General features: G+C 47.7%; 1 protein-coding gene. It reads right to left on the minus strand.

Annotation, left to right across the window (positions count from 1 at the left end):
* Positions 1 to 258, minus strand: a 258-nt coding sequence (locus tag AC1M9B_RS14430; RefSeq protein ID WP_481609343.1) for a GA-like domain-containing protein, incomplete at both ends; no start/stop codon positions are given.

The following is a 258-nucleotide window of genomic DNA, read 5'->3' on the forward strand; positions in this document are numbered from 1 at the left end:
AAGTTCTGTTGGGGTGATGAGGCCATTGGCATTTGCATCGATCAGCGCTTGTTCTGCCGCAGCGTATGCTGCTTCAGCCGCCTCTACTGCTGCTTCGGCATCTGCCAATACTTGTTCGTACTCATCTGCTATGCCATCTTCGTTTTCATCATTTACTGTTGGTAAGATGATGTCGACTAGATCATCTAAGCGTGCATCCAATGCGTCTTTGTCTGCTCCTTCTGGAAGTGCATCAACTTTCGCTTGTGCATCTTCTTT

It is taken from the genome of Acinetobacter sp. ANC_7513 (assembly GCF_056779915.1).